The organism is Steroidobacteraceae bacterium, assembly GCA_041395505.1.
Lineage (GTDB): Bacteria > Pseudomonadota > Gammaproteobacteria > Steroidobacterales > Steroidobacteraceae > JAWLAG01.
Genome location: JAWLAG010000001.1, coordinates 1386656 through 1412769, shown reverse-complemented (window position 1 = coordinate 1412769; position 26114 = coordinate 1386656). Strand labels below are relative to the sequence as shown.

The 26114-nt window shown below is 64.1% G+C and carries 18 protein-coding genes; 8 read left to right on the top strand and 10 right to left on the bottom strand.

Annotated elements, in window-relative coordinates:
- Positions 1-4: 4 nt before the first annotated feature.
- On the top strand, positions 5-655 hold the full coding sequence (locus R3E77_06375) for a CoA transferase subunit B (protein ID MEZ5499037.1): 651 nt from the start codon (positions 5-7) through the stop codon (positions 653-655).
- Here the strand turns inward: R3E77_06375 and R3E77_06370 are convergent.
- From R3E77_06370 to R3E77_06350, 5 genes are read right to left on the bottom strand one after another with little or no spacing between them, the layout of a single operon-like run.
- Positions 631-1287, bottom strand: coding sequence for a class II aldolase/adducin family protein (locus tag R3E77_06370; GenBank protein ID MEZ5499036.1), 657 nt, complete (start codon positions 1285-1287; stop codon positions 631-633). The genes R3E77_06375 and R3E77_06370 overlap by 25 nt on opposite strands.
- On the bottom strand, positions 1284-2378 hold the full coding sequence (gene mtnA / locus R3E77_06365; GenBank protein MEZ5499035.1) for an S-methyl-5-thioribose-1-phosphate isomerase: 1095 nt from the start codon (positions 2376-2378) through the stop codon (positions 1284-1286). The genes R3E77_06370 and mtnA overlap by 4 nt, the downstream gene beginning before the upstream one ends.
- A gap of 7 nt (positions 2379-2385) precedes the next feature.
- Positions 2386-2931: an adenine phosphoribosyltransferase gene (locus R3E77_06360; protein ID MEZ5499034.1), complete on the bottom strand. Its 546-nt coding sequence runs from the start codon at positions 2929-2931 to the stop codon at positions 2386-2388.
- The gene (locus R3E77_06355) at positions 2928-3818 is read right to left on the bottom strand and encodes an S-methyl-5'-thioadenosine phosphorylase (protein ID MEZ5499033.1); all 891 of its coding nucleotides are present in this window, start codon (positions 3816-3818) and stop codon (positions 2928-2930) included. The genes R3E77_06360 and R3E77_06355 overlap by 4 nt, the downstream gene beginning before the upstream one ends.
- A 4-nt stretch (positions 3819-3822) precedes the next feature.
- Positions 3823-5925, bottom strand: coding sequence for a molybdopterin cofactor-binding domain-containing protein (locus tag R3E77_06350; protein ID MEZ5499032.1), 2103 nt, complete (start codon positions 5923-5925; stop codon positions 3823-3825).
- Between the two features lie 169 nt (positions 5926-6094).
- Between R3E77_06350 and R3E77_06345 the strand changes: the two genes are divergently transcribed.
- The 7 genes from R3E77_06345 to R3E77_06315 all read left to right on the top strand — a co-directional run bounded on the left by R3E77_06345 (position 6095) and on the right by R3E77_06315 (position 13095).
- On the top strand, positions 6095-6733 hold the full coding sequence (locus tag R3E77_06345) for a PIG-L deacetylase family protein (protein MEZ5499031.1): 639 nt from the start codon (positions 6095-6097) through the stop codon (positions 6731-6733).
- A gap of 66 nt (positions 6734-6799) precedes the next feature.
- Positions 6800-7927 carry an NAD-dependent epimerase/dehydratase family protein gene (locus R3E77_06340; protein ID MEZ5499030.1) on the top strand — a complete coding sequence of 376 codons (1128 nt, stop codon included), beginning with the start codon at positions 6800-6802 and terminating at the stop codon, positions 7925-7927.
- Positions 7927-9261, top strand: coding sequence for a UDP-glucose/GDP-mannose dehydrogenase family protein (locus tag R3E77_06335; protein MEZ5499029.1), 1335 nt, complete (start codon positions 7927-7929; stop codon positions 9259-9261). The genes R3E77_06340 and R3E77_06335 overlap by 1 nt, the downstream gene beginning before the upstream one ends.
- Before the next feature lie 10 nt (positions 9262-9271).
- Entirely contained in the window at positions 9272-10063 is a 792-nt protein-coding gene (locus tag R3E77_06330) for a sugar phosphate nucleotidyltransferase (GenBank protein ID MEZ5499028.1), read from the top strand.
- Positions 10060-10605 (top strand): dTDP-4-dehydrorhamnose 3,5-epimerase family protein, encoded by a 546-nt coding sequence (locus R3E77_06325; GenBank protein ID MEZ5499027.1) that lies wholly within the window; start codon positions 10060-10062, stop codon positions 10603-10605. The genes R3E77_06330 and R3E77_06325 overlap by 4 nt, the downstream gene beginning before the upstream one ends.
- A complete protein-coding gene (locus R3E77_06320; GenBank protein ID MEZ5499026.1) occupies positions 10602-11915 on the top strand; it encodes an SAF domain-containing protein in 1314 nt (437 codons plus the stop codon). Before R3E77_06325 ends, R3E77_06320 begins: the two co-directional genes overlap by 4 nt.
- Before the next feature lie 49 nt (positions 11916-11964).
- Positions 11965-13095 (top strand): glycosyltransferase, encoded by a 1131-nt coding sequence (locus R3E77_06315; GenBank protein MEZ5499025.1) that lies wholly within the window; start codon positions 11965-11967, stop codon positions 13093-13095.
- A 25-nt stretch (positions 13096-13120) separates the two neighbouring features.
- Here R3E77_06315 and R3E77_06310 read toward each other — a convergent pair whose 3' ends face one another.
- Genes R3E77_06310 through R3E77_06290 form a run of 5 tightly spaced genes read right to left on the bottom strand, consistent with a single transcriptional unit; the run spans position 13121 to position 26026 of the window.
- On the bottom strand, positions 13121-13831 hold the full coding sequence (locus R3E77_06310) for a 4'-phosphopantetheinyl transferase superfamily protein (protein MEZ5499024.1): 711 nt from the start codon (positions 13829-13831) through the stop codon (positions 13121-13123).
- 12 nt (positions 13832-13843) lie between these two features.
- Positions 13844-18532, bottom strand: coding sequence for an LLM class flavin-dependent oxidoreductase (locus R3E77_06305; GenBank protein ID MEZ5499023.1), 4689 nt, complete (start codon positions 18530-18532; stop codon positions 13844-13846).
- Positions 18533-18545: 13 nt separating this feature from the next.
- A complete protein-coding gene (locus R3E77_06300; protein ID MEZ5499022.1) occupies positions 18546-19424 on the bottom strand; it encodes a hypothetical protein in 879 nt (292 codons plus the stop codon).
- Entirely contained in the window at positions 19421-20218 is a 798-nt protein-coding gene (locus tag R3E77_06295) for an alpha/beta fold hydrolase (GenBank protein ID MEZ5499021.1), read from the bottom strand. The genes R3E77_06300 and R3E77_06295 overlap by 4 nt, the downstream gene beginning before the upstream one ends.
- 3 nt (positions 20219-20221) lie before the next feature.
- On the bottom strand, positions 20222-26026 hold the full coding sequence (locus R3E77_06290; GenBank protein ID MEZ5499020.1) for a beta-ketoacyl synthase N-terminal-like domain-containing protein: 5805 nt from the start codon (positions 26024-26026) through the stop codon (positions 20222-20224).
- Positions 26027-26114: the final 88 nt, after the last annotated feature.

Here is a 26114-nt window from a genome sequence, read left to right as displayed (position 1 = left end):
CCGCATGAGCTGGAATCGCGAACAACTTGCTGCTCGAGCCGCCTTGGAACTACGCGATGGCTACTACGTGAATCTCGGTATCGGCATCCCGACCCTGGTCGCGAACTACGTGCCCAAGGGCGTCAATGTCGTGCTGCAATCCGAAAACGGCATGTTGGGCATAGGACCATATCCGCGTCCCGGCGAAGAGGATCCGGATCTGATCAATGCCGGCAAGGAAACCGTAACGCAGTTACCGTTTACGTCCTATTTTGACTCGGCGGCGAGCTTCGCCATGATCCGCGGCGGCCATATCGACCTCGCTATCCTCGGCGCCATGGAAGTAGCCCAGAATGGCGACATCGCGAACTGGATGGTGCCCGGCAAGCTGGTCAAGGGCATGGGCGGCGCAATGGACCTGGTCGCCGGTGCAAAACGCGTCGTGGCGGTGCTCGAACATTGCGCCAAGGATGGCAGCTCAAAAGTGCGCAAGGCCTGCAGCCTGCCGTTGACGGGCGTCGCTGTGGTCGATCTAGCCATCACCGACCTTGGTGTATTCGAGCGGGACGCCAAAGGTCTGGTGCTTCGCGAATTGGCGCCCGGCGTCCCGGTCGAAGAGATTCGTGCCAGGACGGAAGCGGATTTTCGCGTTCAACTGTCCGGCAAATCGTCGTAACGCTTGTAGCGCTCGAACTGCGCGGCCACTCGCGCCATTTCTTCATCATCGAGCAGCTGCGGTGTCAACCCGGCCGCGAGCAAACGCAGATAGCGGTCCGCAAGACTTTCCACTTCGCAGGCGAGCGCGAATGCCGCGGCAAGACTCGCTCCGATTGCAATCACACCGTGATTGGCGAGCAGCACGGCGCGGCGCTGACAGAGTCCTGCCACGGCCTCCGTGGCGAGCGCCGCGGTACCGAAAGTCGCATACGGTGCGCAGCGGATGTTGTTGCCGCCTGCCATGGCAACCGTGTAGTGAAACGCGGGGATGGACTGGTGTGCCGAGGACAAAGCCGTCGCCGCCGGGCTGTGCGTATGGACGATTGCAGCGGCATCATCGCGCGCGTGATAGATGGCCGCATGGAATTGCCACTCCGACGACGGCGCCAGGCGCCCCTGCAGTACCCTGCCTTCGAGGTCCATCTGCACGAGGTCCGGGGGCTGCAACGACCTGTAGGGCACGCCCGACGGCGTGATCAGCATGCCTGTGCCCGTCCTCACCGATACATTGCCCGACTTCGCAACGGCAAAACCCGCCTGTTCCATCGCAATTGCGGTATCGATCAGCGCCTGGTGAGGTGATGTGATCATGCGCCGCGCTCGGGATAAAGTTGGCGCAGGCCCGCAGCAGATGCGCTGGCAATGCCGCGCTCGGTGATGATGCCGCTCACGAGCCTGGCTGGCGTGACATCGAAGGCGGGGTTGAATGCCCGCGTGCCGGGCGCCGCGACCTGCACTTCGACCAGCTCGCCTTGCGCGCCACGGCCGCGAACATGGGTCACTTCGCGCGCGCTGCGCTCCTCGATTGGTATGCCGGCGATACCATCGCCGATTGCCCAGTCGATGGTTGACGACGGCAAGGCCGCGTAGAATGGCACGCCATTGTCTTTCGCCGCCAATGCCTTGTTGTAGGTACCGATCTTGTTGGCCACATCGCCATTGGCACTGGTCCGGTCGCTCCCGACGATACAGATATCGACCTCGCCGCGCTGCAGCAGATGGCCAGCCGCATTGTCGGCGATCAGCGTGTGCGCAACACCGTGGGCACCAAGTTCGTAGGCCGTAAGCGATGCGCCCTGGTTGCGCGGACGCGTTTCGTCGACATACACATGCACATTGATGCCACGATCGAACGCGGCGTACACACCGGCGAGCGCAGTACCCCAGTCGACACAGGCGAGCCAGCCGGCGTTGCAATGGGTGAGGACATTCACCGCCGCGCCGGCCTTGTGCGCGGAAAGTTCCGCAAGCAACGCCGCCGAGTGCACTCCGATGGCCCGGCAGCACTCGACGTCTTCGTCGGCGATCCTGCGTGCTTCCAGGCCCGCAATGGCTGGCCGCGCCTGCAATCGCGCCGAAAGAATCCGCTCGCGCATGCGCTCGAGTGCCCAGCGCAGATTGATTGCCGTCGGACGCGTCGCGAGGAGCTTTTCAAAGGCTGCCGCCATGGCGCCGTCGCTCGCATCCGTGTAGCTCGCGAGGGCGAGCCCGTAGGCCGCTGTCGCACCAATCAAAGGCGCACCGCGGACGACCATGTCGCGAATGGCGCAAGCTGCGTCGTCCAGGGTTTCGATGCGACAGACTGCGAGCTCGAAGGGCAGCTTTGTCTGGTCGATCACGTTGAAGCTTCGACCCTCGTCATCGCTCCAGATCGTACGCCAGTGACGCTCGCCGATCTTCATTGCTACATCAGTGACCCGCGAAGTCGAGCAGCGAACGCACGGGAATGTCGGCTTCTGCGAGGCGCCGGGCGCCATCCAGGTCGGGCAGGTCGATCACGAAGGCTGCCGCGACCACCACGGCCCCCAGCGAGCGCAACAGCTGTGCCGCCGCCAGCGCAGTGCCGCCTGTGGCGATCAAGTCGTCGATGAGCAACACGCGCTCGCCACCAAACACACCATCGCGGTGCATTTCGATCTGATCGATGCCGTATTCGAGCGAATAGGAAACACTGACCGTCTCGTGCGGCAGCTTGCCCTTCTTGCGAATTGGCACGAACCCCGCATCGAGCGCGCAGGCAACGGCGCCACCCAGAATGAAACCACGCGCTTCGATGCCGGCCACCTTGTCGATGCGATCGCCGCGAAATGGTGCAGCCAGCGACTTGACCGCCAATGCGAGCGCCTCGGCATCGCCGAGGAGCGTTGTGATGTCGCGAAACTGGATTCCCGGCTTGGGATAGTCGGGGATGGTCCGCACAGCCCGACGCAATCGCTCGGCAACCTCCCCCGTCACGACGGTTCGCCAGCGCAGCCAAGCACGCGCCCCGCGATGGCGTCGAGCCTGGCGAGTAACGCCGGATCGCGCGCCTGCGGCTGGGTGAGTATCGCGTGATCGAGCGCGCGATCGGAACCGATCGGGCAGGGTTCGTGTTCGGCCGGAAAATCCACCGCGACACGCGCAACCAGTCGCTGCACGCGCTCGGCGTTGTCCGCAAGCACGCGCAGCAGCGCCGCCACATCGACGGCGGCATGCGCGGCATGCCAACAGTCGTAGTCCGTCACCATCGCAACCAGCGCGTAGGTGATTTCCGCCTCCCGCGCGAGCTTCGCTTCGGGCATGCAGGTCATGTTGACGATGTCATAGCCTGCGGCGCGGTAGGTCAGTGATTCCGCCCGGGTCGCAAATTGCGGCCCTTCGATACACAGGGCTGTTCCACCCATTCTGACGTCGATGTTCTCGGCCGCTGCCGCCGCCGCGATCCGCGCACGCAGCGCTGGACCGACCGGGTCGGCCATCGACACATGGGCCACGCAACCGTTGCCGAAGAAGGATCCTGCGCGGCCAACCGTGCGGTCGACGATCTGGTCGACGAGAACGAACTGGCCCGGCGCAAGCTCTTCGCGATAGGAGCCGCAGGCCGAAATAGAGACGAGGTCGGTTACGCCGGCACGTTTCAGGATGTCGATATTGGCGCGATAGTTGATCGCCGACGGGGCGTAGCGGTGGCCGCGACCATGCCGCGGCAGGAAGACGACTTCGGTCTCGCCCATGCGGCCACGTCGCAGAACATCGGAAGGCCTGCCCCAGGGGGAATCGATGCGCACTTCGCGCAAATCGGTGATACCCGGCAGGTCGTAGACTCCGGACCCACCGATGATGCCAAGCACAGCTGTAGCCATAACGTCAGCCCGTGATTCTGGCGGGCGCCGACGCGAGTTGCAAATGCTCGCCGGCAATCGGCAGACGTTGCGGCCTTATGCCAAATTGGCGCGCGATGGCACTGCATAAGGCCGGTGCGACCACGGGCACAGCGAGTTCGCCGACTCCGCCAGGTTCTTGCGCCGGATCGGATATCAATGCAACCGCAACATGCGGTACCTCGTGCATGCGAAGCAATCGATAGCCGTCGAAATTCTGCGCCATGACGCGGCCGCCCAGATAGCGGACTTCGCCAAACAGTGCAGCTTCGAGCCCGAATACCGTAGCGCCGATGATCTGATCCTCGACGCCACGCGGGTTGACTGCAAAACCGCAGTCGACCACGACATCGACACCGCGCAGTTCGAAAGAGGTTGCCGATGTCCTGCCAATGGACACCGCCATTGCAATGCGCGAACCGTATAAAGATGCGAACGCCACGCCCGCGGTTTCATCCTCCCGCAGGCCCGATTGCATTTCGCGCAATTGCCCGAGCACGCGTTGACCTCGCACGTCACTGTTGAGCCAGGCAGTACGCAGCTCGATCGGATCGCGCGCAAGGGTGATGGCGCACTGGTCGATGAGCGACTCAATCGCGTGGATATTGCAGCTGTACTCGATCGAGCGCCACGCGCCGGTTGCAACAGGAATCGCAATGTTCGTGACGCCGACCGCGATCTGCCCGGCCCTGTAGGGCAGGCCTTCGAGTCCCGCCACCGGTGCTCCGGGCTGGGTTGTCGCAAGGTGCGTAGCGACCGCCGCAAGTCCGCCATCGCTCGCCAGCACTGCGCGCGCGTGGATCGCGGCGGCCGGCCGGAAATGGCCGCGCGCGAAATCAGCATGGCGCGTGAAGAACACCCTCACCGGAGATCCGATTGCGCGGGCAAGCCGCACGGCATCGACGGCGGTATCGGTCGCCAGGCGTCGCCCGAATCCGCCGCCCGGCTCAATGCTCCTTACCTCGACGTCCTGCAATGCGATGCCAAGTTCGGCGGCGACGGCAGCGGCGACCCGATCCTGCGCCTGCGTCGCAAGCTCCAGGGATACCGAGCGCGCGTCGATCTGCGTTACGGTCGCACCCAGCATCTCGAGCGGCAGCTGCGCGAGGAATGGCAGTTCGACCTTCACCTCGATGCGTCGATGGGCTGCCTGCCAGAGTGTGTTGATGCGCTCGTGACTGCCGGAGACGCTCCTGGCCGCATCGCCAGCGATTGCGCTCGCCAGCTGGTCGCGAAGCTGTCGCGAAGAAAACCCGTCATGGCCGCCCTGCCAATCGACGCGCAACCGGCCCGCGGCCTCGAGACAGACCGCATGATCGTCGCCAACGATGGCGATGCAGTGGCCGAGCGAGACGATGCGCTTAAGACCACGGAGACCATTCACTGTCGACTCGTCGACGTTGCCGACCGTCGCGCCGAGCCGCGACGGATCGACGATCAAGGCGCAAGGCATGCCGCTCACACGCCGATCGGCGGCGTAGCGCATGCTGCCGTCAACCCGCGTGCCGCTGCCAATCCGCGTCTGGCTGCGCCCGAGAAACGGACTCGCTGCGGGATCGCGCAACGTGACACGCGACGGAACGCGCAGACGTGCTGCGCCGGCCGCCAGCTGCCCGTAATCGAGCCGCCGACCGGTAGCGGCATGCACGACCACACCGCTTTCGGTTACGCAGCCCGCCTGAGGAACATTCCACTGTTCGGCTGCAGCGCGCAACATCAGGGTCCGTGCTTTGGCCGCGGTCTCCCGTAGCGGCCGGTAGATCCGCGTCACCGACGCACTGCCTCCTGTCCAGTAACTCCAGCCATCGCGAAACCCGCCTGGCAGCGGTGCGGCTTCGACGCTGATCGACTCGATCGGGCAATCGAGTTCTCCGGCAACCAATTGCGCAAGTACGGTCGCGATACCCTGCCCCATTTCCGTCAGGAAGCTGTACAGCCGCACCGTGCCGCCTGGTCCAATGTGCAGCCAGCCTGCAGGTCCGAGCGGTGGAGGTCCTGCCGCAGAGCCCTGGCGGCGCAGGTACACGCCGCCCACCGCCAACAGCAGGCCGGCACCTCCCAGGGCAGCAAGCGCTTGTCGACGGTTCATGCGCATGTTCATCATGGACACTCTAAGCGCTCATCCGGGACATTCAAGAATTTTCCGGCACCTGGATCGCGGTCTATGTGAGTGGGATCACAGCGACCCTCGGCGCCGGGCGACAAGGCCTTCCGCCTATGGCAGACTCGAAGCCAGAACTAGAATTCGGCGGCCCGCCATGATCGCGCGATTTGGCAATCCATCCCAGGTGCTTTGTATCGGTGCGCATTGCGACGACATCGAAATCGGCTGCGGCGCAACGCTTTTGCGACTGGCGAGGGAATCGCCGGCGTGCCGCTTCACGTTTGCAGTCTTCTCCGGCGATGAAACGCGTGCAGCCGAGGCGCGCGCGGCGGCGGCGGCGCTGGTGGGTGTCGCGCGGGTGTCGATGCAGATGCACCAATTTCGTGGCAGTTACTTTCCTGCGCAGTACGCGGTCATCAAGGATGCCATGGAAGCGCTCAAGAGCGCGGTTCCGGCGCCCGATCTCATCCTGACCCATCGCCTCGAGGATCGCCACCAGGACCACGCGCTGCTCGCAGAGCTGACCTGGAACACCTGGCGCACGCGACAGATCCTTGAATACGAGATCCCGAAGTACGAAGGCGATCTCGGACAGCCCAACTGCTATATCGCGATCAGCCGCCGGGACCTCGAGCGCAAAGTCGAGGTCCTGATGTCCGCATTCGCGACCCAGTCACACAAGCCCTGGTTCGATAGCGAGACTTTCCGCGGGCTCGCGCGCATTCGCGGACTCGAATGCAATGCACCGGAGAAGTTTGCGGAAGGGTTCTACGCCCGCAAGCTCTGCCTGTGATGCAAGTCACGCGCCCCGATCCAGCCAAGGGGTGAAAATAGTAAAATTCAGCTGGTTGGACCGAAAATGACGCATACCGCCCTGCCCTCGCTCGCGCAATTGCTGCGCGAGGACCTCGATCGCATTTGTGCCGATCTGCAGGATGAGTTTGCCGAGCTCGCAGGCTCGCGGCTGCTGATCACGGGCGGCGGCGGCTTTCTCGGCTACTACCTGGTGCAGGCCGCGTTGCACCACAACCGCGGGCAACCCGCGAACCGGGCCATTTCGGTCACGGTCTACGACAACTACTTTCGTGGCGTGCCGCAGTGGCTCGAGCATCTGCGCGACGATCCGCAGCTCACGCTCGTGCGCCACAACATGATCGAACCCCTGCCCGCCGACATGGGCCATTTCGACTGGATCATCCACGCCGCGGGGATCGCCTCGCCGATCTACTATCGCAAGGCACCCATCGAGTGCATCGATGCCAACATCAACGGCCTTCGCAACCTCCTCGAGTACGCAGTTGCGCGGGCTGACGCGGGCCAACCGATCAAGGGCATGCTGTTCTACTCCTCGAGCGAGATCTATGGTGATCCGTCGGCGGATGCGATTCCGACGCCCGAGACCTACCGCGGTCTCGTCTCCTGCACCGGACCGCGCGCCTGCTACGATGAATCAAAGCGTTTTGGTGAGACTCTCTGCGTCGCCTTTGCACAGCATCGCAACGTGCCGGTGAAGATGGCGCGGCCTTTCAACAACTACGGACCAGGCCTCAAGATCACCGACGGGCGCGTGCTGCCGGATTTCGCGCGCGACGTGCTAGCGGGCCGCGACATCGTCATGCTCTCCGACGGCAGCCCGACCCGAACGTTCTGTTATGCCACCGATGCCATCACCGGCTACTACAAGGTGCTCGTCAAGGGACACCGTGGCGAACCCTATAACGTGGGCATCGATCGCCCGGAGATCTCGATGGCCGATGTCGCGCGGCTCGTCTGCCAGAGCGCATCGGAACAGTTCGGCTATCGCGGCAAGGTGGTACTCGGCAAGGCGCGCCAGGCGGATTACCTGATCGACAACCCCAACCGTCGCTGCCCGAAAATCGACAAGGCGCGCGAGCACCTTGGGTTCGATCCGCGCGTGTCGCTCGAGGAAGGCGTGCGCAGATCGCTCATCTGGTACTCGCACAACCGCGAGGCCGCCGAGGCCTGATGCGCATCTCCATCATAGGCACGGGTTACGTTGGCCTGGTCACGGGCGCCTGCCTCGCGGACCGCGGCCACGAGGTCATCTGCGTCGACGTCGATCCAGCCAAGGTCGATCACATCAACAAAGGCCAGGCGCCGATCCATGAAGTCGGCTTGCCCGAGCTGCTGCAGCGCACCGTTGGCAAGACCCTGCGCGCAACCGGCGATCTCGAGGCCGCGGTACTCAATTCGGATATCACTTTCATCGCCGTTGGTACGCCGGCACGCGACGGCCGCATCGACCTGCAATACGTGACCACGGCGGCGCAGCAGATTGGCGCGGCGTTGCGGCGCAAAGCGGATTATCACTGCGTCGTCGTCAAGAGCACCGTCATTCCCGGCACCACCGACGGGCCGGTGCGCGCGGCGCTGGAGGCCGGCAGCGGCCGGCAGGCCGGGCACGACTTCGGCCTGGGCATGAATCCGGAATTCCTTACCGAAGGACAGGCCATCGCCGATTTCACGGACCCTGACCGTATCGTCGTTGGCGGACTCGATGGACGTTCGCGCCAGAGCATTGCGGCGGTCTACACGCCCTACCCCGCTTTCGTGCCGCGCATCCATACCAATTGCCGTACCGCCGAGATGATCAAGTACGCATCGAACTCCGTGCTCGCGACAATGATCTCGTTCTCGAACGAGATCGGCCGCCTCTGCAGCGCCATCGGCGACATCGACGTGGCGGAGGTCATGCGCGGCGTGCATGCAGCCGCCTATTTCACGCAACGGCGAGCGGACGGCGGCGTCAACCGCGCAGCCATTACGGGATTTCTCGAAGCCGGATGCGGTTTCGGCGGCAGCTGCCTGCCGAAGGACGTCACCGCGCTGGCGGCACAGGGCCGCCACCTCGGCCTCGAAATGCCCATGCTCACGAGCGTGCTGTCGATCAATGCGTCCCAGCCTGCGGAACTCATCAAGCTGCTGGATCGTGCAGTCCCGGATCTCGCCGGTCGCGCAGTCACGGTGCTGGGCCTTGCCTTCAAACCGGACACCGACGACCTGCGCGAGTCACCTGCGTTTCCAATCATTCGCATCCTGCGCGAGCGCAAGGCGCGCATCACGGCCTACGATCCCGTGGCGCGCGCCGAAGGGCATCCTGCAATGACCGGCGTAACGGTCGCCTCGTCGCTCATCGAGGCGATACGCGAGGCGGATGTCCTGATCCAGGTTACGAAGTGGGACGAGTTCACGGTTTTGCCGCAGCTATTGCGCGAGATTGGACGCGATCCAATCGTCGTCGATGGCCGGCGCAATCTCGATCCGGCGGATTTTTCCCACTATTTGGGCGTGGGGCGTTAGGCTTGAGGGCATGAAAGTCGTACTCTTCTGCGGCGGCCTCGGAACCCGATTGCGCGAGCACTCGGATACGATACCGAAGCCCCTGGTGCCGATCGGCACGCGCCCGATCATCTGGCACCTGATGCGCTATTACGCGCATTTCGGCCACAAGGACTTCATCCTCTGCCTCGGCTATCGCGGCGATCTGATTCGCGAGTATTTCCTGCAGTATTCCGAGTACGTATCCAACGACTTCACCATGTCCGAAGGCGGTCGACGCCTGCAATTGCACTCGAGTGATATCCACGACTGGCGCATCACCTTCGTCGATACGGGCATGCACTCGAACATCGGCCAGAGGTTGCTGCGCGTGCGCAGCTATCTGCGCGATGAGCCGGCGTTCCTCGCCAACTATTCCGATGGACTCGGCGACATCGCTCTCGACAAGATGATCGCCGACTTCGGTGGCAAGGATGCGGTCGCCAGTTTCGCCTCGGTACAACCGCAACAGACCTTTCACCTGGTCGATGCGACGAATGACGGCCACGTCAGGAACATTCGCCCGATGCAGGGCAATGGCTCCTATCTCAACGGCGGTTATTTCATCCTTCGCCAGTCGATTTTCGACTACCTGCACGAAGGCGAAGAACTGGTCGAGGAGCCGTTCCAGCGCCTCATCTCGGAGCGCAAACTGATTACCTGGCACCATGACGGCTTCTGGCAACCCATGGACACTTTCAAGGACAAAGTCGCCTACGATCGCATGGAAGCGCGCGGCGAGTGTCCGTGGATGCTCTGGAAGACGCATCCCGCGCAGGCATGAAGCTGCACGCCACGCCAATTCCCGGCGTGCATGTCCTCGAACTCGAACCCCTACGCGACGAGCGCGGCTACTTCGCCCGGCAGTGGTGCAGCGACGAACTCGCGCGTGGCGGCCTGACGGCGCAAATCGTGCAGATCAATACAGCCCACAACCCGCGGTCGGGCACCTTGCGCGGGATGCACCTGCAACGTGCGCCCCATGCGGAGGTCAAGATCGTCAACTGCACTCGCGGCGCGATCTACGACGTTGCCCTGGATCTTCGGCGCGACTCGCCGACCCACTGTCAGTGGTTCGGCATCGAGCTGACGGCTGACAATGGCCGTGCCTTGTACATTCCAGAGGGTTGCGCGCACGGGGCGCTCAGCTTGTGCGACGATAGCGCCTTTACATATCTCACCAGCCACCGCTTCGAGCGCCATTCTGCCTACGGCGTTCGCTACGACGACCCGGCGTTCGCCATACAATGGCCGCGACCGGTCGAGATCGTCTCCGCGGCGGATCGTGGCTGGCCTGATTACGAACGGGAGCTAGCGGCACCATGATCATCATCGACACCGTTCTGAAGCGCCGGGAAGCCGAGGGTCGGCCGATCCGCGTTGCCATGGTCGGCGCCGGCTACATGGCACGGGGCATCGCCCGGCAGTTCCTCACCGTCACCACGGGCATGCGCCTGGTCGCCATTGCCAACCGTACCGTCGAGCAGGCGCTCAGCGCGTATTCGCAGACCGGCATCAAGGCGGCGGTCGTCGGCAGCTCGCCCGAGGCAATCGACAAGGCAATCGAACGCGGCCAGCCGCTCGTGACCGATGACTACCTGGCCATTTGCCGGGCCGGCCAGGTCGACGTCGTCATCGACTCGACGGGCGATGTGGAAGTGGGCGCCCAGGTCGCCTCGGCGGCCATCCAGAATGGCAAGCACGTGGTGCTCATGAACGCCGAGGTGGACGCGACCGTCGGCCCCATCCTCAAGGCACATGCCGACAGTGCCGGTGTCGTCTATACCTATACGGATGGCGATGAACCCGGCGTTGCCATGAACCTCTTCCGGTTCGTCGACAGCATCGGCTACAAACCCGTCTGCATGGGACAGATCAAGGGCTTCCTCAATCGCTACCGCAACCCCGACACGCAACGCGAATTCGCTGCAAAGCACGGCCAGAAACCGGCCATGGTCGCCTCGTTCGCCGACGGCTCCAAGCTCGCGCTCGAATCGGCACTGATGGGCAACGCCACCGGCTTCGTTCCCGCCATCCGCGGCATGCACGGACACGAGTGCGCACATGTCAAGGATCTCCTGCAACACTTCTCGCCCGAGGACTTTCGCAACGGCGGTATCGTCGACTTCGTGTTGGGCGCGGAACCGCACACCGGCGCGTTCGTCATCGGCTACAACGACGACAAGGTGAAACAGGAGTACATGCAATACTTCAAGTTTGGCGCCGGTCCTCTTTATATGTTCTACACGCCCTATCACCTGCCGCATCTGCAACTGCCCCATTCCGTCGCGCGCGCCGCGTTGTTCAACGATCCGACCCTCACGCCGCGCGGAGCGCCTGTCTGTGATACCGTTGCGACCGCCAAGAAGGATCTTCGCGCCGGGGAAATGCTGGATGGAATGGGCGGCTTTGCTGCGTACGGACTCATCGAGCGAGCCGATCTCTGTGTGCGCGAGGACTATCTGCCGATGGCGCAATCCGTGGGTTGCAGGCTCCTTCGCGACATTACCAAGGACAGCCCGATCACCTACGCCGACGTCGAGCTCCCGGATGGCAGGTTGTGCGATCGCCTGCGCGCGGAGCAAACGGCCAGGTTTTTCCCGGCAGCATCAGCGCATCGGGCACGCGCTGGCTGAGGCCGGGCCGGTTGCAGCGCGCAACCGGCGGGATTGTGCGAGAGAATAATTGAACGAACCGCGCAAGATTCGCATCATGCAGGTCACGCGCTCACTGAATGTGGGCGGACTCGAGCGCATCGTGTCCTGCCTGGCACGACGCATCGACACCAACCGCTTCGAGCCCTCGGTCTGCTGTCTGCTGCGCAAGGGGTTCTTTACACCGGAACTCGAAGCGGCCGGCATACCGGTGCACGTGATCCCCGAGGATGCGCGTGGCCGGACCCGTAAATCGATCATGGCACTCGCCAAGCTCCTGAAGCGCGAGCGCATCGATGCGATCCACACGCACAACACCCACCCGTTCGTCGAAGGTGCGATCGCAGCCAGCCTCGCGCGCACGCCGATCCGCATCCACACCGACCATTCGCGCGCCTTCCCGGACCACCAGCGCTACATGATCGCCGAAAGGCTCGTCTCCCATCTGGTCGACCGCGTCGTCGCAGTGTCGCAGCATTCGCGCAACGATCTGATCGAGTTCGAGCACATCTCACCGCGCAAGATCGATGTCATCGCCAATGGCGTCGACATGCGGCCCGAGCCATTCGACGTGGCGGAGCTCAAGGCGACGCTGGGGCTCGCCGACAACTGGCCCATCGCCATCAGTGTGTCGCGGCTGACCGAACAGAAAGGCACGCACTATTTCGTCGACGCGATGCCAGCCGTCCTCGCGCAATACCCGCGCGCAAAATTCCTCATCGTCGGCGATGGCGAACTGCGTCCGGAGCTCGAGCAGCAGGCGGCTGCGCTCGGCATCGAATCGGCCGTCGAATTCTTCGGTTATCGCAAGGACGTGCCGCGCTTCCTGGCGGTGTCGGATATCTTCGTCAGTTCCTCGATCTGGGAAGGCATGCCGCTTGGGCTCCTCGAGGTCATGGCCTACGGCAAGCCCATCGTGGGCGCGAGCGTTGGCGGCGTACCGGAAGTCATTCGGGACGGCAGCACAGGCTTTCTGGTGCCACCGCGTTCGCCGCAGGCCATCGCCGGGAAGATCCTTGGGCTGGCATCGGACCGCGATCTGGCGGCCCGCATGGGCGCGAGCGCCCAGGCCCTGTACTACGAGAAGTTCACCGAAAAATCCATGGTCGGCAACTACGAGCAGCTCGTTCTTCGGCTCGCCAAGGCCAAGCGCCTGATCTAGAACCAGAATTCCGGGCAGAGCTTCCCTAGCACGCGCCGGCAAACTCCGTGACACGCAGCTCGCGGGGCGATTCCGCTCCGAGACTCGCACACGCAGCGAGACAGGGCCCCGGGAGCGCAATGGACTGCACGTGCATGGCAACCACCGCATTGCTGCCCCGCTCGATGGGTACCTCCACCTGCAGTGATTGCGGGCCGCAGCCGACGGTAAAGCTGCGCAGATCGGCCGTGATGCCAACACCGCTCGCCTTGACGCAAGCTTCCTTGCGCACCCAGACACCGAGGAACACGCGGTCACGCTCCTGCGTCGCCGCCTCGCGCAATTGCAGGGCCTCATAGGCCGAATAGTGTTCGCGCGCAAGGGCATGGGCCATTTCGACCTTGCGCAATATCTCGACGTCCACGCCGAGTTGCATGCCATGCGAGAGACCGATCAGCAGGATTTCCTCGCTATGGCTGACATTGAAATCGAGTCGCGAGCGCGGCAGATCCGCAAGCCCTGGCCGTTGGTTCGCTCCGGCCAGCAGTCGAACGCGCTCTGGATCCGTATCCGTCGCGCGACCCAGGATCACGCGCAACGCGCCGCGACCGACCCGGTAGCGCCTTGCATCGCGCGGGAAGCGAAAGCGCGACGCGCGTGCGTGCTCGTCGTCGTTGCAAAGATCGCCCAACGCCTGCAGGCGCGGATCATCGAGCCGCGCGTAAAAAATGTCGATGCTGTTGCCGCCTGCTGCCACGCGCCGGCTGGATCAGCCGCGGCGGCGGCGTCCCAAGGCCGCCCGCCGGGCTTCGGCTCGCGCCTTGCTGCGATCGATCGGCTTGGCCGAAGCGCCATCCCCGCCGAGGAACCCGGCCAGCGCCTCGATGGTCGTGTGCTTGAACAGATCGGTCATCTGGATGGGTCGCGAGAACTTCTGCCGCAGTTCCGCCAGCACCTGTACCACGAGCAGCGAGTGACCGCCGATATCGAAGAAATTCTCCCTGGTGCCGACCTGCGACAGGCCGAGCGCACGTTTCCAGATGTCGGTGATCGTAGCCTCCGCCTCGCCCACAGGCGGTGCAATGGTCTCGCTTGGCACGCGCTCCGCCCGCGCGGGGGCCGGCAACGCCTTGCGATCGAGCTTGCCGTTCGGTGTCAGCGGCAATTCGCTGACGCGTACCATGAGCGATGGCACCATGAATTCCGGCAGCTGGCGACGCAGGCTGGATTTGAGGTCCTCGGGTTTGAATTCGTGTCCGGACGCCGGGCGCACGTAGGCGACGAGCCGCTGGTCGCCGGGTTGATCTTCACGCAATATGACCGCAGCTTCCTGTACGGAGTCCACAGCTCGCAGCAGCGCTTCGATTTCGCCAAGTTCCACCCGGTAGCCGCGAATCTTGATCTGATGATCCAGCCGCCCCAGGCACTCGATGCGCCCGTCGGGCAGATAGCGGGCCAGATCGCCGGTGCGGTACATGCGTGGCGATGTGCCGGGCGCATACGGGTCGGCGAGGAAGCGCTCGTCCGTGAGCTCGCTGCGCTGCCAGTAGCCACGCACGACGCCCTCGCCTCCGATGACCAGTTCGCCGACGAGGCCAATCGGCATGCGCTGCTGGCGCGCATCGAGCACGTACACGCTCTGGTTCGGCAGTGGCCGGCCAATCGATACCGGGGATGTCGGCGCCCGCCCATTCGCTGCCGCTACGTCACCTACCGCGGACCAGATGGTGGTTTCCGTAGGGCCGTACATGTTGGTGACCCGTCCGCCCACGAGCTTCGCGAGATTGCGCGCGAGCTCGGGTGGAAACGCCTCGCCGCCTACCATCATCTGACGCAAGCCCGACAGGCCTGATGCCGCGTCCGGGTCCCCGACCAGCATGGTCGCCATCGACGGTGTGCATTGGAAATGCGTGACTTGATGATCGCGTAGCAATGCCGGCAGGGAATAGTCCTCGGCCGGCCGAAGGGTATCGCCACTTTGCGCCGAAGCGCGCAATTCGTTGAGGTAAGGGAGGTGATCGAGCACTGTCTGCGTTGGAATACCGAAGTCGATCAGGCAGGCGATTTCGTCGATGTCGGCACTACGCACCTTGTCCACCATCGCGAGGCAGGTCGCGGGTGTACCGAACAATCCACTGGTGTGAAAGTATCGCTGGAAAGCAAATTCCAGCAGGCCATCCAGGTCTTCGTCGGAAATATTGGCGAAGAATTCATCGAGCGTCCGCCCCTGCTCCTGCGACATCTGCTTGAAGGTCGGGAACTGCCACGCGGCCGCCTTGACCAGGAACATCGCGCTCTTGAGGTAATCCTTGAGCGGCTGGCGCACCGCCCGCTCGACATCCTCGGCGTCCGGGCCGACCAGGGTGTGCAACATCAGCGTCACCTGGCCCTTGCCCTTGTGGCCCGCCTCGTGCCAGGCCTTGCGATACGCACGGACCTTCTCGGCGACCTCTTCCACGGTCTGGCCGAGCAGGTGGGTGAGGAGGTTGTAGCCCTTCTGGCCCGCCTGCACAAAGCTTTCGACGTTGCCGGCAGTCGTCATCCAGATCGGCAGGTCCCGCTGCACAGGTCGCGGCAGCGTGCGCACCATGACCTCGCCTTTGGGTCCCGGGAAGGACACGCGCTCGCCGCGCCACAGCCGCTTGACGACCTCCGTGGTCTCGAACATGACCTGCTTGGCGTTGGCGAAGTTCTCCGGCCTGATGGCGAAATCGGGCGGTGCCCAACCCGCGGCGATCGACAGACCAACGCGGCCGTTCGAGAGGTTGTCGACAACGGCCCACTCCTCGGCGATGCGGATGGCGCTATGCAGCGGTACCACGCAGCTGCCGGCCCGCAAAGCAACATGGCGCGTGATCATCGCCAGCGCCGCCGTCGTTACCGACGGGTTTGGAAATAACCCGCCAAAGGCTTCGAAGTGCCGCTCGGGGTTCCACACCGCGCTGAAGCCGTTCGCATCGGCGTACTTTGCGCCTTCGATGAGCAGGCGGTATTTCTCCTCGTCGTAGTCGCTTTCATCCTTGGCAACGTTCCAGTAGAAGAAACTGAAATCGAGCCCCTTGGCGCCCGAGCGGGTGACGCGCTGCGGTGCCTTGACGGCCTTCTGGCGCACCGCATCGGCGTAGATGACCACCGTGAAGCCGCGCGCAAGCGTCCAGAACAACTCGAGCACGGAGATGTCGAAGGAAATACTGGTGACAGCTAGCCAGACGCCCGGCTCGGCATCGAGCCTGGCATCCATGCCGATCATGAAATTGGCGACATTGCGGTGCTCGACCATCACGCCCTTGGGCTTGCCGGTCGAGCCAGAGGTGTAGATCACATAGGCGAGATCGGTGTTCCGTACGTCGATCCCGGGATTGTCAGGCGATTCGCCGGCGAGCCGGGTGACGAGATCCTCGAGCACCACTGCGCGATCGGGTTCCACGCGAGAGGCGAATGCGCGCTGCGTGATGACTGTGGCGAGCTTTGCGTCCTCGATCATGTACTCGATGCGATCGGCCGGGTAGACCGGATCGAGCGGCACGTAGGCAGCGCCCGCCTTGTGGGTCGCAAGGAGCGAGATCATCATCTCGATGGAGCGCTCGACCATGACGCCAACCAGATCGCCGCGCTTTACGCCGCGCGCAGTCAGCAGCCGCGCGAGACGATTCGCCGCAGCGTTGAGCTCGGCGTAACTCAGCTGCTCGCCTTCGAAAATACAGGCAATGCGTTGCGGCGTGCGCGCCGTCTGCGCCTCGATGAGCTGATGCACGCAAAGGCCAAGGTCGTCGGTCTTGCGCAGCTCGCCACGCTCGAATCCCTCGAGACGCGACTCTGTGTCGCGGGCGAGAACCGGCAGGAGCCCGATCGAACCGTCCGGGTTGGCCGCTACCGCCCTGGCGAAGACCGCGAGGCAATCGAGAAAGTCCCCCAGGGCCGCATCGGTGAAATGCGCGCGGGAGTAGACCAGGCTCGGCCGCGAGCCATCGAGAGGTGCGATGATGGCCAGTGCAGCGCCTTGCAGGAATTGCGACGGAACCTGCCCCGCCGCCTCTGGTCGCAGTACGCGTAACGGCAGGTCGTGCGGGTCTGCAGCACCGCGCAGCTCGGGCTCGCGCGCGATCAGGTCGCACTGGTAGGCGCCGCGCTGCTCCAAGTCGGCCAGTGACGATGCGCATTTCCCGAGGAACCGCGAAAAACCATCATGCATGCTGACATCGACCGGCATGGGCAAAATCGGCACGAGAAATCGGCGCAGCCATTCGGGCTTGTCCATGAGCGCGGCGGTCACGACGCCCACGCCAAATTCCGTCCTGCCGGACAGGCGCGCCACGAGCGCAATGCAGGCCGCCGCCACGGACGTATTGTCGAGTCCGAGGTCCGGCAGCTCCCGGGTCGCCGTCGCCCCTGTCTCGCTCGTGCGCTCGGCAAAAGGCAGCTCGTTCGGTTCGATGCGCTGCAATACCTGCTGCCAATACGGCTCATGCCGCACGATGTGGGCGATTTCGGCATCGATCTGATCGGCTTGTGACCGCTCGAGAGCAGGCAGTCTCGTACCGGCCGCGAGCTGGTGGCGGCTGATTGCCGTCGCGAGCGCAACATCCGCGCCTTTCAGATCGGACAGCCGGCGAATGTGGAGCGCGCCTTCGGCGCATCGCACCGTAATGCCGCCGCTGTCCGCGGCCTCAATCGTGCCGGCTTCAGCACCACCTGCGGCGGACACGGCCTGCGCTTCGCGCACAAGCAGGATCTCGGCGTCGAGAGCCAACTTCGGCAGCAGCACCGGATTGGGATAGGGGCCGAAGTCGAGCGCCCTGACGAGACGCGCGAGGTCGGCTGCTGAGCGCGAGAAATCGAGCAGCCCGGCCGCTCGCGGCCGCTTGCTGAGGCCAAAGTAGCTGCGGTCGGCGGTGTCCTGGCGGCGCGGCGCCAGCGCATCGCGTTCGATGTGATCGACGAGCTCGGTGAAACCATCGAGTCCGGCCTGGTAGCACTCGGCATTGAGCGCGAACACGGTTGCGTCCGGCGGAATGGCGAATCGCCGCGAGACCAGGATATCGCCGGTGTCTGCGCCTTTTTGCATGACGTGCCAGGTGATACCGTGCTCGGCCTCGCCATTGGCGATCGCCCAGACCGGTGCATTCAGGCCCGCATAGCGCGGCAAGGGTCCGTCATGGAAATTGATCGCCATGCGCGCCGGCAGGCCGAGCAGGCGTTCCGGCAACATGCGAAGGTTCGTTATGCTGAAAAGGTAATCGACCGAACCCTGCGGCACGTCGCGTTCGAGCGTTTCGAAATCCGCCGAGCAGCTGATGGAATGATCGCGGCACCATTCGACGATGCGTCGATTGCGGGCGACGACCGCGCGTATGGCATGACCGCGCGCCAGTAGCAGCTCGCAACACTGGATGAGCAGCGACTGCTCGCCGAGAACGACGGCGCTGAACGGTCTTGCGGCGCGAGTGCCAGGACTCATGGGCTCGCCGTCCTCATGCGACCTCGCGCATCATGCCAGCCGCCCGCCGCTCGCCGAGTTCGCGCATCCACTCGGCGATGCGCTCGACGACCGCGGTTTGATATTGCGGTTGCGTGATGATGTGGTTCGTAAGCGGGTAGTAATCGAGCGTCAGCAGGTCGCGAAAATTCACGTCCCGAAAACTGTCGCGGTACTGGCTCTCGTAGTTGTAGGCAGGTTCACCGCCGGTGAAATTGACGTACATCGCCACGCCGCGATCGGTGAGTTTGCGTAGTCCATCTGCCACCTGTTCGCGCGGCGGAAACACCCGCGTGTAGGTCGGTACCTCGAAATATTCCTCCTCGATACCAGCGATTTCGTTTGGCGCCCGCTCATCCCTGCCGCCGCCCGATAGCTTGCGGCGCAGGAAGCCGGCCCAGCGCTTGCCATCGAGCAGCTTGGGTACGTAGTGGTTGAGCTGGTAGCGCCAGGTGATGTAGCAAAATGCGTCTATCTGCGCGAATCCAACCACTCGGGCATCGGCGAGCGCGGTCAGGTAGGCCATGTCCGCGCCCGAACACAGGCCATAGAGGATGAATTGCTTCACGCCGCGAGTGCGCTCGAGGTAGTCCATCATCTCGATGCCTTCGCGCGTGGCGGTTTCTTCGAATGAATCGGCGCCACGGCGCGGTTCACTGTCGCCTATTCCGGAGTAATCGAAACGAACCGCGAGCAAGCCACGCGCGGCGGCAGCACGGGCGATCTTGACAGACAGGCGGCATGAACCGACGTGGTGCATGACACCGGAATTGAGTACCAGAACCGCAGGACGGTCGGCGGAAAATGCATCGGGTTCGCTGGCGACGCCGATCAGTGGCGTTGGCTTGCCGACCCGGATTGTGCGCTCTTTCATGCCTGAACCTCGGCGTCGAGTCTGTTGACGATAGCCTGAATCACCGGTTGCGGCAGCAGGATTCCGCCGAAATTGTCGACATAGTTCCAGTCGTGCGGCGCGGGTGTGAACTGATAACGAAAACCCGCTCTCGGGCGCAGCCTATCGCGCAGCGCCGCGAAATCCTCGGTTTCATGGGAGACGATCTGCAGAATCTGCAGTCCTTCGGGGAATTCAAGCCTCTGCAGATCGAGGCGACGCATGCCATCGAGAAATGCCGGCGCCATGGTAAATCCGTTGTAGTGCAGCCGTCCGTCCGTATCTACCGCATTGCCGGAGGGCACATCGTCGTGGCCAGGCCGCTCGTTGCGGATTTCAGCCAGCAGCTCATTCTCGTAGGCGGAGCCGGTCAGGACCGGATCCCATAGTATGAGCCTGTCGATGTCATCGCGTTTGGCGCACGCCGCTGCCGCAACCAGCGCACCGAGGCGAAGACCAACGACATTGACCGATTTGAGGTCGGCGGTATCGCGCAACTCCTGGACGGCGTGACCGATGTCATCGAGCCACTGTTCGATACGGCTCGATTCAAGCTCGCCGCTCGAATCACCGGTGCCGCGATAGTCGAATCGCAGCACATGGAAACCCTTGCGGGTGAGGAGCAGCGCCAACTGCCGGAACGCGCGGTGTGCGCGCATGTACTCCTGTCCGAATGGATAGCACAACACGACGCCGGCATTGCGCGACTCACCTTTGGGCGGCTGATAGACGCCATAGAGCGGCGCATCCTTGTCGCCAAAGAACAGCGGCACCATGGCCTAGCCCGCCTTCTTGCCGAACAGCGAGCGCAGCAGGCCCTTGTCGCGCTGCGGCGCGGGAGCTGCCTCCGCCTCGTTCGCGGCAGCCGTCTGCGTGACCGAAACGCGCTGATCCACATCGCGGGAGATTTGCTCCAGCGTATTCAAGACCATGGTTGCCTGGTCGAGCCGGACGCCGAGCTTCTTGTAGATCTGCATGACGACGCGCGTGGACAGGAGCGAGTGGCCGCCCAGGTCGAAGAAATTGTCGCCCAGGCCGACCCGCTCGACGCCGAGCGCCTCCTGCCAGATTCGGGCCAGCGCCTTTTCCGTGGTAGTACGGGGCGCGCTGAAATTGTCTTCCGGCGCCAGCGGATCACGCAGCGCCTTGCGATCGACGCCCGCGGCGCCGGACGGAAATTCGTCGAGCTCGACCAGCTGCTGCGGCGTCAATTCGGCCGCAAGGTGCTGGCGCGCGAAACGGCGCACTTCGGCAAGCGTTACGAAGTGCTCGTGATCGGGCACGAAGAAGGCGACGTAGCGTGTCTCCTCCGAGGCGTCCTTGAAGGCGCGCACGATGACTTCGGCCACGGCTGGACATTCGCCGAGCGTTGCCTCGATCTGCGCAATCGACGGATCGGCGTCGGCATCGTGCTGCGACTTCTCGCTCGGGCGCTCGGGAATGGCCATGCGCAGCAGTTCGCCTCGCAGGTAATCCAGCCGATACGGGCTGACCACGGTCTGCGGCCCGAGGCGGTGCGCCATGACATGCATCAGGGCATCGGCACCGTCATCCGGCGCAACGCCCAGCTCGAGCGTACGCGCGAGCGAGGGATGCTCGCTGGGTGCATTTTCGCCGGCGGCCTGCTTGAGCGCATGCGTGTCCGCCAGTCGGCGCAGCGCAAAACCGCGCACCTGAAGAAAAATCTCGCCGCTCTCGTTGGCAACATCGATATCGAGTGTCGCCACCTCGTGACTTCGCCCGCTGGCATCCGCGGGCCGGAATCGCACGTGACTGAATGAGCGCCGCGCAAATGCGCCATTGCTGCGCAACTCGTGGTAGCCGATGGGTACGTAGAATTCTTCCTGCGGCGAATAGTTGTCGATGACGACCTGGGCTCCCGCAGTCGCCATATCGAGCAATGCCGGGTGCAGGATGAATTGTCCCAGCTCGCCCTGATGTTCTTGATCGAGTTCGATCTCGACCAACGCTTCCTGCTCGCCGATCAGCACGCGCCGCAGCGACGCCCAGCGCGGCCCGAAGTCGAGGTAGGGATGGTGGTCCGCGTCATCAAAACGTTGCTCTCCCGATTGGCAACGTGCGCGCACCGCGGCGATATCAAGCGTTGCGCGCAATGGCTCGCTCGAACGGATCCGGCCGCGCACATGCTCGACCGCATCGCCGAAGCTTTCGCTCAGCAGCGTAAACTCCACGTTGTCGCGCTCGCCATTCAATGCAACGCGTAGCAATTTATGCTCGGCATCGCCCACGATGAACGGCAGCTCGAACTCCGCTTCGTCGATGGTGAATGCGGTTGCATCGGCGAATCGGTCGGCAAATGCGGCCCGCGCCAGCTCGAGAAAGCCTGCGCCTGGAATCAACGCCGGTCCGTCCTTGATGCGATGCTCGTTCAGCAACCAGAAACCAGGCACGTCGAAAAGTGTTGCGTAGACCGCACGGCCGGGTGAGTCCTCGATGCAGCGATCGATGAGCGGATGCGAAACCGGTCGCCCGGCCGGAAGTCGCCGCGCCTTGGCGCCCGTTGCAATTGCCGCCGCCATGCCGACATCGCGCCAGGCCGGCCAGTTGATGGCGACAAAATTCCCGCCTTCGGCCGTGCGCGCGTGCGCGTAGCTGTCGAGGAACGCGTTTGCGGCGGCATAGTCGATCTGGCCCGGCAGTCCCGCGAACGCGCTGGTCGAGGAGTAGAGGATGAAAAAATCGAGCGTCGCGCCCGCAAACACCTGATCCAGCACCACCGTGCCGGCGACCTTGGCCGCCAATACGCGCTCGGCCTGGTCGAAGTCCTTGGTCATCAGGAGCGCATCTTCGACCACACCCGCGGTGTGGATGACGCCGCGGACTGCAGCACCGCGCCCGGCAAGGCGCGCCGCCAGCGCGTTCATCGCGGCACGGTCGGCAACGTCACCGGTCTCCAGAATGACTTCCGATCCGGTCGTCTCGATGGCCTTGATCGCCGCCAGGGTGTCCGCCTCCGGTGCCTGTTCCGTGATGAGTTGGTCCCAGTAATCGCGTGCCGGCAATGGCCTGCGTGCCAGGAGCACCAGCTTGACCCGCTCACGCTGCGCCATGGCGCGCGCGGCCACCAGCCCGAGGCCGCCGGTACCGCCGGTGATCAGATAGGCAGCGCCCGCGCGCGGCGCCAGGGCGGCCACGGCGTCGGCCGAGCTGTCGGCTCGTCGCAGGAAGCGCTGCAGGTGCCTGCCGCGACCGCGGATGGCGATCAGGGGCGTCGACGACGCGTCGCTGAGTTCCGCCAGGATGGTCCCGGCCGAAGTGCTGTCATCGATATCGACCAGGCGGCAATTCCAGCCCGGGAATTCATGCGGCATGACGCGCACAGGACCCTGGGCAAGCGCCGCGAGGGGTCGCATGGCGCGCTCGCCCGCCACTTCGATGGCCTGCGACGTGACCACCAACCAGCGCAGTGCCTGCCAGTCTTCGTTGGCGGCCGCCTGACCCAGATGGAACAGGCTGTCGAAACTGCGCGCTCGCTGTACGGGATCGAGCGCCGCGTCGGCGCCGGCCTCGACATCGAGGGCAAGCGTGTGGATGATGCAGCCCGGCACCCAGTCGCTCGCCTGCAAGGCAGCGACGAGCCGGACGAAGTCGTCCGCCTGACCGGGGCGGATCGTCAGCGCCGCGCCGGGATCGAGCTCGGCACGCGCGCCCTGGCGCACGATCTTCAGATCCGCGCCGGCGCTTTGCAGGGCCTGTATCAACTGGCCAGCCAATGCATGCTCACCCGCAAGCAGCAGCACGCGGGTGCCGCGCAATTCAGGAGCCGCCAATGGTGCTGCGCGTTGCCAGGTCGGCTGATAGAGCCAGTCGACCATGCCGGCGCCGCGTTCCGCATCATCCTTGCCAAGCGGCGCGGCGCTCAGCATCCGCGTACCGGGATCGACCCAGCAGCGCATGTGGTCGAAGGCGTAGGTGGGCAAAGGCACGCGACGCCGAGTCCCGTCGCCATGGAAAACGGACCAGTCGATTTCGACACCCGCTTGCCACAGACTCCCGAGCGTCGAGAGCATGTGCACCGGATCGGGCGTTGCGTCATCGGGATGGCGGAGTGAGGTTACGATCGCCTGGTCGGGTTTGCGCGCAGCATGCAATCCCGCGAGGCTCGACAGCGTTCGCCCTGGTCCAACCTCGATGAGCGCGTATTTGCCCGACTCGAGCAGTCGCCCCACACCTTCGGCGAAGCGCACTGTCTGGCGCAGGTGCCGCACCCAGTACTCCGGATTGGTCGCTTCTCCCGACTTGATCCAGTCGCCGGTGAGATTGGATACAAAGGGTATCTGTGGCGCCTGCAATGAGATCGAGCGCAGATAATCGCCGAAAGGCTTGAGGATTGCGTCGAGCATGCTCGAGTGGGCCGCGACGTCGATGCGAATGGGCTTGCACCCGATCTCCCGCTCCGCGAGCGTACGCTCCAGGGCTCGCAGCGCCGGCTTGGGACCGGAGGCGACCGCGAGTCCGGGGGCGTTGATCGCCGCAAGGCTAAGTTCCGTGCCAAGCAGCGGCAGTAGTTCCTTTTCGTCGAGATCGACACTCAGCATCGAGCCTTCGCCGACCGTCTCGAACAGCTTGCCGCGCAAGGCGACGAGTCCGAGAGCGTCGCGCAACGACAGCACGCCCGCGATACAGGCCGCCGTGTTCTCACCCATGCTGTGGCCGATGAGGGCAGCCGGGCGCACGCCCCAGGACTCCCACAACCGCGCCTGGGCGTATTGCGTGACGAATAGCGCCGGCAATGTGCGGCTGGGACGCTCGAGCTCCACTGCGGCCCGTTCGAGGTCCGCGGCCTCGGGATAGAGCAAGGTCTTCAGGTCGTAGTCGATGACCGAACGGAGCAGGCGCAGACACTCGTCGATGGCGGCACGATAGACCGGTTCTGATTCGTACAGGCCGCGGCCCATGTTCGGATATTGTGCGCCACCGCCAGCGAACATGAAGGCGGCCTCGCGACTGCCAGCCGGTGCGTCGGCCTGTCGCCACTGGTCACGCGAACTGCCATTGAGGACCGCCATGGCCTCCGCGGCATCGGCGACGACCGCGAACCCCCGCTTGCGAAAGCCACGACGGCCCACGGCAAGCGTATAGGCAAGGTCCGCGAAACGGGCCGCTGAATCCGTCGGCTCGTTTTCAAGGAATTGCGCAAGGCGATCGCGGCTGCGCAGCAACGATTGATCGGAGCGCGCGGACAACATGATGAGCTGCAAGCTGCGTTGCGGCGCTTCGCTCTGCGCCAACTGCGGTGCTTCCTCGATGATCAGATGGGCATTGGTTCCGCCCACTCCCAGGGAGCTCACCCCCGCGCGCAGCGGCGCCGGTGCGGCCCAGTCGCGCAGTCTGTCATTGACGTAGAAAGGACTCGCGGAGAAATCGATCGCCGGATTAGGCGCCGTGTAATGCAACGTGGCCGGCAACTGGCGGTGCTGCATCGCGAGGATGACTTTGATGAGGCTCGCGATACCCGCCGCCGTGTCAAGGTGGCCGATGTTCGATTTCACCGATCCGAGTCCGCAGTACTGCCGGGCTGCATTGTCGGCGCCGTAAGCCTGAGTGAGCGCGGCGACTTCGATCGGGTCGCCAAGTTGCGTGCCGGTGCCGTGCGCTTCGATGTAGGTCACCGACCGGGGGTCGATGTCGCCGATTGCCAGCGCCTCGTGTATGGCAGCCGCCTGCCCATCCACGCTCGGCGCAAGGTAACTGACTTTGTTCGCACCGTCGTTGTTGATCGCCGAGGCCTTGATCACCGCGTGGATGTGATCGCCCGCCGCGATCGCATCGCCGAGCCGGCGCAACAGCACCACGCCGACACCGCTACCAAAGAGCGTGCCGCCGGCGCTCGCATCGAACGGACGACAATGACCGTCGCGCGAGAGGATCTCCTGCTCTTTGTACAGATAGCCTTGATGGTGCGGCATCTCGATGGTGACACCGCCGGCAAGTGCCATGTCGCACTCGCCGTTGATGAGGCTCTGCGATGCGTAGTGAATGGCGACGAGCGAAGTCGAACAGGCCGTCTGCACATTGACGCTGGGGCCCTTGAGGTCGAAGCAGTAGGACGCGCGGGTCGCGAGAAAATCCTTGTCGTTGCCGGTGTGGCGCAGCAGGAAGAAACCGACTTCGGCGACCAGCTGAGGATTCGTGAGCAGGTTGTAGGGCAGATAGGCGTTGTGGCCGGAACCAGCGAACACGCCGATCGAGGCATCGGTCCGCGTCGGGTCGTAGCCGGCGTTCTCGAGCGCCTCCCAGGTGCATTCGAGGAAATGTCGATGCTGCGGATCGAGAATGCGGCCATCGAGCGGACTGAAGCCGAAGAAGCCGGGATCGAACTGCTCCATGTGCGCAAGGAACATTCCGGCCTTGACGTAATTGGGATCGCGCAGGAGCACATCGGGCACGCCGGCTGCACGCAAGTCATCGTCGCCGAGCCGGGTGCTCGCTTCACGCCCGGCCGCCAGAAGCTCCCAGAATTCGGACGGGGTCTGCGCGCCTGGCAGGCGGCAGGCCATGCCGACGACGGCAATATCCGTGCCTCCGGCCACCTCGTCCAGCTCGTCCGAAATTCCGCTCATTCCCTTCGCTAATCCGTTGTTTTTGTTCGCCCGAATCCGACCGGCAACCCTGGGGTGAAATGCTACCTGATTCGGCTCATCGCTGTCC